The following is a 7,433-nucleotide window of genomic DNA, read 5'->3' as shown; positions in this document are numbered from 1 at the left end:
ATCCCAATTGTTTTCCGAGATATTTAGCCAGCTCAAGCATTCCATATTTTCCTGCTCTGCTTTCTGCCTCTGAATGATAATTCGTATTGGTGTTAATGTCATACGTATAGATCGTGCCGCTGGCATCCCGAATAAATTCTATCCCTGCTACATCAATTTGAGCTTCTTTTAGAAAGGCCTCGTATTGACTGATTATAGGATGGTGGAAATCTTCTATCATATCAAATTGCGGCTTTTCTACTGCCTCTTCACTAGTTGGGCAGTAGAGATCATTAATCTGGCAGGCGTCTGCAGGACAGAGTTCAAACCCAGTTGATGTATCAACATTCACAGCATAGAAGAATTGGCCGCCAATGAATTCGGCCCTTGTGATAGTGGATTCCGGTGATTGAATGTATTCTTGAATGAGAGTAATTCCATCAATAGGTTCCACGAATGCTGGGCTGTTCAAATAAGACTCCAAGGCTTCAATAGACTGGAATAATTGGACGCCTAGTCCCTTTCCGGCCCGGTTATGCTTGGTGATGAACGGAGTTTTTCCAAGCCTTTTGGCGGCTTCGATAATGTTTTCCCTGCCTGTAGCCGCTACTGTTGCTGGCGTTTTGATCCCAGCTTTCGTCAAGGCTGTATATTGTCTTATTTTACTAATCTCAAAGGAAAGGGCTTTTGAACCGTTCACAATGGTGCGATTATGCTGTTCAAGCCAATCAAGTACCCCGCCTGCCATTTCTGGGGCATAACGATGTCCCCGTGTATGGGAGGAAGCACTCATTCGATTATAAAAGACTCCCACAGGCGGCTCGGCAGTAAGGTCAATAAGCCCCTCGTGCAAATGCCATTCCTCATAGGGAAGCTTCAATTCTTCCAATCTGTTTGTCAGATGTCTTGTCCATTCTTGATTTTCGTGAATGATATAAATGGATGGCATGTCAATAGTCTCCTTTTATGGCAGATTATTATTATCGTATCACCCAAAAAAGTGCATGGTCAATTCTCGAAAAATCATAAAAAGGGCTGTTCGGGTGGAAAAACAGCTTACCAAAGTTTATACTGATGAATGAGAAAGAGAAAAAGGGAGATACCCATGCCAAATTTTTCACCATACCGTTACTTTTCGAAAAAAGAATGGGCTAATTTACGTTTTAATACACCAATGACACTCACGCAAACGGAAATCGAGGAACTTCAAGGCGTGAATGAGAAATTATCTGTAGAAGAGATTACAACGATTTATTTGCCGCTGACCCGTCTGCTAAATTTATATGTCAATTCCTCTCAAATGCTTCATGCCGTTACGGATACTTTCTTTGGCAATACAACGAGAAAGGTGCCTTATGTCATCGGCGTAGCTGGAAGCGTCGCCGTCGGCAAGAGTACGACAGCAAGAATTATTCAGGCACTCCTTTCAAGATGGCCAAACACACCAAGTGTAGAGATTATCACAACGGATGGTTTTCTTTATCCGAATGACGTATTGAATGCCAAGGGAATCATGGATAAGAAGGGATTCCCAGAGAGCTATAATACAAAAGAATTAATTAAAGTTCTATCTCGAATTAAGGCTGGACATCCAAAGGTAAAAGCACCAGTCTATTCTCATCTCTATTATGATATTATTCCAGGAAAATATACGGTCATAAAGCAGCCGGACATCGTGATTGTTGAAGGGATTAATGTGCTGCAGACACCAAAGCAGGAAGCACATTCTCATAGTGTCTACGTATCGGATTTCTTTGATATCTCCATCTATGTCGATGCGGATGATCGGAACATTTATCAATGGTATGTTGAGCGGTTTAAGACGCTTAGGAAAACGGCGTTTGCCAATCCGGAATCCTACTTCCACCGCTATGCTGATTTGACGGATGAAGAGGCAGACCGAGTTGCAACGGATATATGGAATCGAATCAATAAGGTTAACTTAGACCGTAATATAGCGCCGACAAGAAACCGTGCCAATATCATTTTGGAGAAGGATGCGAATCATTCAATTTCTTCTGTTCGGCTTCGGAAGATCTAAACGCTAAAAAAACGAGAGGGGCTAGCCATATGACAGAAAAAGAGAAAATGATCAATGGGGAAATGTATCGTTCAGCAGACGATGAACTGGTCAGAGATCGGATGGAAGCGAGAAAGTGGACGAGGATCTATAATCAAACGATCGAGACAGATTTAAAGGAACGAGAAGGCATTTTAAAACAGCTGCTTGGTTCCACTGGCAAGAATATCTATATTGAACCAAACTTCATTTGTGATTATGGCTATAATATCTTTGTCGGAGAGAATTTTTATGCAAATTTTGACTGTCTCATATTGGATACATGCCCGGTAGTCATTGGTGATAATTGCATGCTTGCCCCTGGCGTACATATTTATACGGCGACCCATCCCTTAATGCCGGATGAGCGAAATTCAGGATTGGAATATGGCAAGCCGGTCAAAATTGGACACAATGTCTGGCTTGGCGGCAGGTCGGTCATTAATCCTGGCGTGACGATTGGCGATAATGTTGTCGTAGCCTCAGGAGCCGTTGTAACGAAGGATATTCCGGATAATGTTGTTGTTGCCGGTAATCCAGCAAGAATGATTAAACGAATTGATGATCAACCAGAAACAAATCCTATCGTATAAGGGAATTCATTTCTGTACGAAAAATGGATTAGAACCTCTCCTGTTTTGACAGAGGGGTTTCACCGTTTATGGGAAGGTTTTTTCGTTCTTCTTAAGGAGAAAGGATACAAACTGACATAATTTTGTTAAAATACAATTAGAAAACAATTGCAATCATACGAATACTGGTGTGACAGATTGAGGATGTGACGAATGATCAAACAAATACCGAACTTATTAACCTTAGGAAACCTGTATTGCGGGTATTTATCTATTTCCTACATAATTAGCGGCGATGTAAGGAATGCCACCATTCTAATATTTATTGCGTTAATGTTAGATATGCTTGACGGAAGAATGGCACGTATACTAGGCGTTGCCAATGATATGGGCAAACAGCTCGATTCACTGGCCGATATTGTCTCCTTTGGAGTGGCGCCTGCCTTCCTGGCATCCTATACATTCTTTTCCGATTTCAACCAATATGGAATATGGATGGCTGGATTATTCCCGCTGTTTGGGTGTTACAGGCTGGCAAGATTTAATATAACCCCAACAGAGGAGTCAATGAAGCATTTCAGGGGGATTCCTATTACATTTGCAGGAGGCATTGTAGCCTTTCTTGTCCTGCTGGAGAACTATATCCATATCAGCTTATTCATCATCTTATTCTTCGGACTGGCTGTCCTAATGGTCAGTACAATCAAGATTCCGAGCTTTAAGAAGGTGAAATTGAATTATTATACAGTCATTATTACTTTATTTTTGCTCTATATGTTCTATCTAATTGCAAGGTCTGGTTTTAATAGTGTTCCGGAATTTTTCTATGTAGCTATCGCTATTTATGTTGTCTTTATTATCGCTCGATATATTAAAGCTAGGACACCGAAGTTTCAGCTGAAGAAAAGCAGAACAATCAGGCTTCCGCGCAAGGATAAGCTGCGAAAGAAGAAGGTAAAACGCTGATAGAAGCCTCACCTAACATGAGCGGCTGTGAGGTCTGGTGTTTAACCTAATGGAAGAAAGGTCCAAAGATTTTATATGTAGGGCGTGCGGGCTTGGTATCGTACGCCCTTTTATATGTCAATAGAAAGAATATGTGGGAAGTGGATATGGATGAAATCAGCAGCGGGGTTATTTAAGTATTTTCGACCATACCGTTTCATCGTTCTGCTCGGTCCTTTATTTATGTGCCTGGAGGTTGGAATGGATTTAATCCAGCCGACCATTATGCAAAAGATCATTGATAATGGAATTGCTGCGGAAGATAACGGTTATGTATTGACAATGGGGTTATTCATGTTTGGAGCAGCATTGCTCGGTCTTGTTGGAGGAGTTGGAAGCAGCATCTTCTCGACACGGGCAGCGGTTCATTTCTCGACTGATTTGCGGAGAGATGTTTTCCGGAAGATTGATTATTTCTCTGGTCCTAATATGGATAAGTTTGGAGCAGGCAAGCTGATTACGATTATGACTAATGATATAACAGCCGTGCAGCAGGCAGCTATGATGACATTAAGGATATTTGTCCGCGGCCCGATCATGTTTATCGGAAGCATCGTAATTGTTTACTTAACAGCGAGAGAGTTATTCCCCATTTTACTTGTCATTGTTCCTATTCTAGTCGTGCTCATTGTATTATTCACCTTCAAGGCAGGTACGTTGTTCGGTCTTGTTCAGAAGGCGATTGACCGAGTTAATACGAAGACACAGGAGCACTTGGCCGGAGTAAGGGTCGTCAAAGCATTTGGCACAGAAAAATATGAGATGAAACAATTCACAGAGGTGAATGATCATCTAACAAAAGTGAATATTCGGGCTGATTTGACGATTATGGGATTAATGCCTCTCCTCCAGTTTATCGTAAACATGGGCATCGTCTTTGCTATCTGGATGGGAGCCATTAAGCTTGATAGCGGCTCGATGGAGGTAGGGATGATCATTGCGTTTGTCAATTATTTAACGATTATTCTAAACTCCTTGATGACAAGCAGTGCGGTTCTTATGCAAATCACTCGTGCTTTTCCATCAGCTGACCGGATTAAGGACGTTCTGGATACGACTGGCGATATCGAAGAGCCCGTTCGGCCGGTATTACTCAATGAGCATAAGGGTGAAGTAGAGTTCAAAAATGTCAGCTTCAGCTACAGTAAAAATGGCGAGCATGTATTATCCGATATAAATGTTCGTATCCCTCCAGGAGAAACGCTCGGAATTATAGGAGGAACGGGAAGCGGGAAAACAACACTTGCCAAGCTCATCCCAAGATTATATGAAGTGGAAGCGGGTCAGGTGCTGGTAAACGGCATGGATATTCGAAAGATTTCCTTGGATGAACTGAGAGAATCGATTGGCTTTATTACACAAAAAGCCATGCTGTTTTCAGGAGCTATTCAATATAATCTGAAGATGGGCAAGGATGATGCAAGCGTAGAGGAAATGACTGCAGCACTTGAAGATGCACAGGCTTGGTCTTTTGTGAAGGAATTAGACGGCATATTTGATTACGAGCTTATGCAGGGAGCAACCAATCTATCTGGGGGTCAAAGGCAGCGCCTGTCAATAGCGCGCGCGCTCGTTCGCAAACCAGAGATACTGATCATTGATGATGCAACCTCTGCTGTAGATGCTATTTCAGAAGCCGCGATTCAAGCTGCTCTGAAGGAGCATTATCCAGAGTCTACGAAGATTATTATCTCCTCAAAGATCTCATCTGTTAAAGAGGCTGATCAAATATTAGTCCTTGAGGATGGACAGGAAGCGGCTCTTGGAACACATGAAGAGCTGTTAGCTAATAATCCGCTTTATCAAGAAATCTGCCGTATTCAAGGATTGAAGGAGGAATCATATGAGTCAGCAAGAAAATAACCGCCAGGCTCCTCCTAATTTTCGAGGTCCGCGCCACAGCTTTGGACCGAAAAGGAAGGCGAAAAACCAAAAGGAAACCATCCTGCGTATTTGGAATCAGCTGAGCAAACACCGGTTGAAGCTTTGGTTGACATTATTTTTTGTCTTAGCGTCAACGATTTTCGGCTTGCTTGGACCGTATTATTTAGGCATCACAATTGACCGTTATATTCTCATGCAGGATATACCGGGCGCTATAAAAATGGCTGTATTACTTGCGGTTATTTACTTAGCTGCCTCCTTGTTTACATGGCTGCAGCAGGATACGATGGTCCGCATTTCACTAACAACGATCCGCACAATCAGAGAAGAATTGTTTGCGAAGCTGCAGCAGTTAAGCCTGCGTTTTTTTGATACCCGTTCACAGGGGGACTTGATGAGCCGGGTGACGAATGATATTGATAATTTGAATAACGCCTTAAGCCAGAGCTTGGTTCAGATTATCTCTTCCGTCTTGACGATTGTGGGAGTTACGATTGCGATGTTCAGCCTGAACTGGATGATGGCGGTCGTATCGTTTTTAATCATTCCGGTTATGCTGTTTGTTTCACGCAGAATCATCCGCGTCTCCAGTCGTAACTTCGCGAAACGGCAGGCTGATTTAGGGAGACTGAACGGCTATATAGAAGAAGCAATCAGCGGCAAAGAAGTGATTACCCTGTATGGCCAAGAGAAAAAGACCATCCAGGAATTCCATGAAATCAATGAGGACCTTCGGCAGTCAGCCATGCTTGCCGAAACCTTCAGCGGCTTCCTTGGCCCAGTCAATAACTTTATTAATAATCTAGGCTTTGGATTGATTATAGCTACAGGCGCCATTCTTACATTGAACGATATGGCGTCAATTGGGGTTATTGCAGCCTTTGTCACCTATTCGAAGCTGTTCTTCCGTCCCATTAACCAATTAACGAATCTCATGAATACGATTCAATCGGCCATTGCCGGAGCGGAACGTGTATTTGAGATCATGGATGAGGTGCCGGATTTACAGGACAGCCCGAATGCTGAGCCTGTGACAGGCTTTAAGGGGTATATTGATTTCAAGAATGTTTCCTTCGGCTATGAGAAGGATCAGCTTATCTTAAAGAATATTTCCCTACAAGCAGAGCCAGGGGAAACCATTGCCCTGGTCGGCCCGACAGGTTCTGGGAAAACGACGATGATCAATTTATTATCCCGTTTCTATGACCGCTCTTCCGGCGAACTACTTATTGATGGACAATCAATAGAACGGTACAAAATGGCAGATTTGAGAAAGAGAATTGGCATTGTTTTACAGGAGACCTATCTCTTCTCGGGTACTATAATGGAAAATATTCGGTATGGAAGACTTGAGGCAAGTGATGAGGAGGTCATTAAGGCTGCAAAGGTCGCAGCTGCGCACAAGTTCATCAAGCATTTGCCAGACCAGTATGAAACGAAAATAACCTCAGGCGGAACCAATCTTAGCCAAGGTCAGCGCCAGCTGCTTGCGATTGCACGAGCCATTCTAGCAGACTCGGACATTCTCATATTGGATGAAGCAACCTCAAGCATTGATACTAGAACAGAGATTGCCATTCAGGAGGGGCTGAAGAATCTTACGAAGGGAAAAACGACCTTTATTATTGCCCATCGTTTGAAGACAATCGAGAAGGCTGACCGAATCTATGTCATTGATCATGGTCAAATAAAGGAAAGCGGAACCCATGAGGAGCTCATTGCTTCAAAAGGTTTTTATTATCAACTCTATTCCCAGCAGTTTAAGGAAACGATATAAGGTAGATATGTATGATGAGAATAGCTGCCCTGACAGCTCCGGTAAACGGACTATGTCAGGGCAGTTTTTAATGTAGGTCTATCGCCCATACTTTCAGATCTCCGCCCAGACCTAATCAGTATTGCCCATAGCGGATCATTTTCGCCCAATACCTATA

Annotated in this window: 6 protein-coding genes; 5 read left to right on the top strand and 1 reads right to left on the bottom strand. The window is 42.9% G+C overall.

Features of this window, described 5'->3' with window-relative positions:
* Positions 1-928, bottom strand: a 928-nt coding sequence (locus ACI35L_RS08490) for an ATP-grasp domain-containing protein (RefSeq protein ID WP_439802659.1), incomplete at its 3' end; no start/stop codon positions are given.
* Between the two features lie 156 nt (positions 929-1,084).
* Here ACI35L_RS08490 and coaA point away from each other — a divergent pair.
* The 5 genes from coaA (at position 1,085) to ACI35L_RS08465 (ending at position 7,276) form a co-directional block, all read left to right on the top strand.
* Complete coding sequence (gene coaA, locus ACI35L_RS08485; RefSeq protein WP_231589523.1) at positions 1,085-2,020, top strand: type I pantothenate kinase; 936 nt, start codon at positions 1,085-1,087, stop codon at positions 2,018-2,020.
* Between the two features lie 29 nt (positions 2,021-2,049).
* Complete coding sequence (locus ACI35L_RS08480) at positions 2,050-2,631, top strand: sugar O-acetyltransferase (protein ID WP_439802658.1); 582 nt, start codon at positions 2,050-2,052, stop codon at positions 2,629-2,631.
* 192 nt (positions 2,632-2,823) lie between these two features.
* Entirely contained in the window at positions 2,824-3,576 is a 753-nt protein-coding gene (gene pssA / locus ACI35L_RS08475) for a CDP-diacylglycerol--serine O-phosphatidyltransferase (RefSeq protein WP_439802657.1), read from the top strand.
* 150 nt (positions 3,577-3,726) lie between these two features.
* Positions 3,727-5,478, top strand: coding sequence for an ABC transporter ATP-binding protein (locus ACI35L_RS08470; protein ID WP_439802656.1), 1,752 nt, complete (start codon positions 3,727-3,729; stop codon positions 5,476-5,478).
* Complete coding sequence (locus tag ACI35L_RS08465) at positions 5,459-7,276, top strand: ABC transporter ATP-binding protein (RefSeq protein ID WP_049671273.1); 1,818 nt, start codon at positions 5,459-5,461, stop codon at positions 7,274-7,276. Before ACI35L_RS08470 ends, ACI35L_RS08465 begins: the two co-directional genes overlap by 20 nt.
* The last annotated feature ends 157 nt before the right edge of the window (positions 7,277-7,433 follow it).

Source organism: Pradoshia sp. (assembly GCF_051873915.1).
Lineage (GTDB): Bacteria > Bacillota > Bacilli > Bacillales > Pradoshiaceae > Pradoshia.
This window is presented reverse-complemented; position numbering and strand designations above follow the sequence as displayed.

Excerpts from the sequence above, each read along its gene's own strand:
- pssA (WP_439802657.1), top strand. The coding sequence starts at position 2,824 with ATGATCAAACAAATACCGAACTTATTAACCTTAGGAAACCTGTATTGC.
- coaA (WP_231589523.1), top strand. The coding sequence starts at position 1,085 with ATGCCAAATTTTTCACCATACCGTTACTTTTCGAAAAAAGAATGGGCT.
- ACI35L_RS08470 (WP_439802656.1), top strand. The coding sequence starts at position 3,727 with ATGAAATCAGCAGCGGGGTTATTTAAGTATTTTCGACCATACCGTTTC.
- ACI35L_RS08465 (WP_049671273.1), top strand. The coding sequence starts at position 5,459 with ATGAGTCAGCAAGAAAATAACCGCCAGGCTCCTCCTAATTTTCGAGGT.
- ACI35L_RS08480 (WP_439802658.1), top strand. The coding sequence starts at position 2,050 with ATGACAGAAAAAGAGAAAATGATCAATGGGGAAATGTATCGTTCAGCA.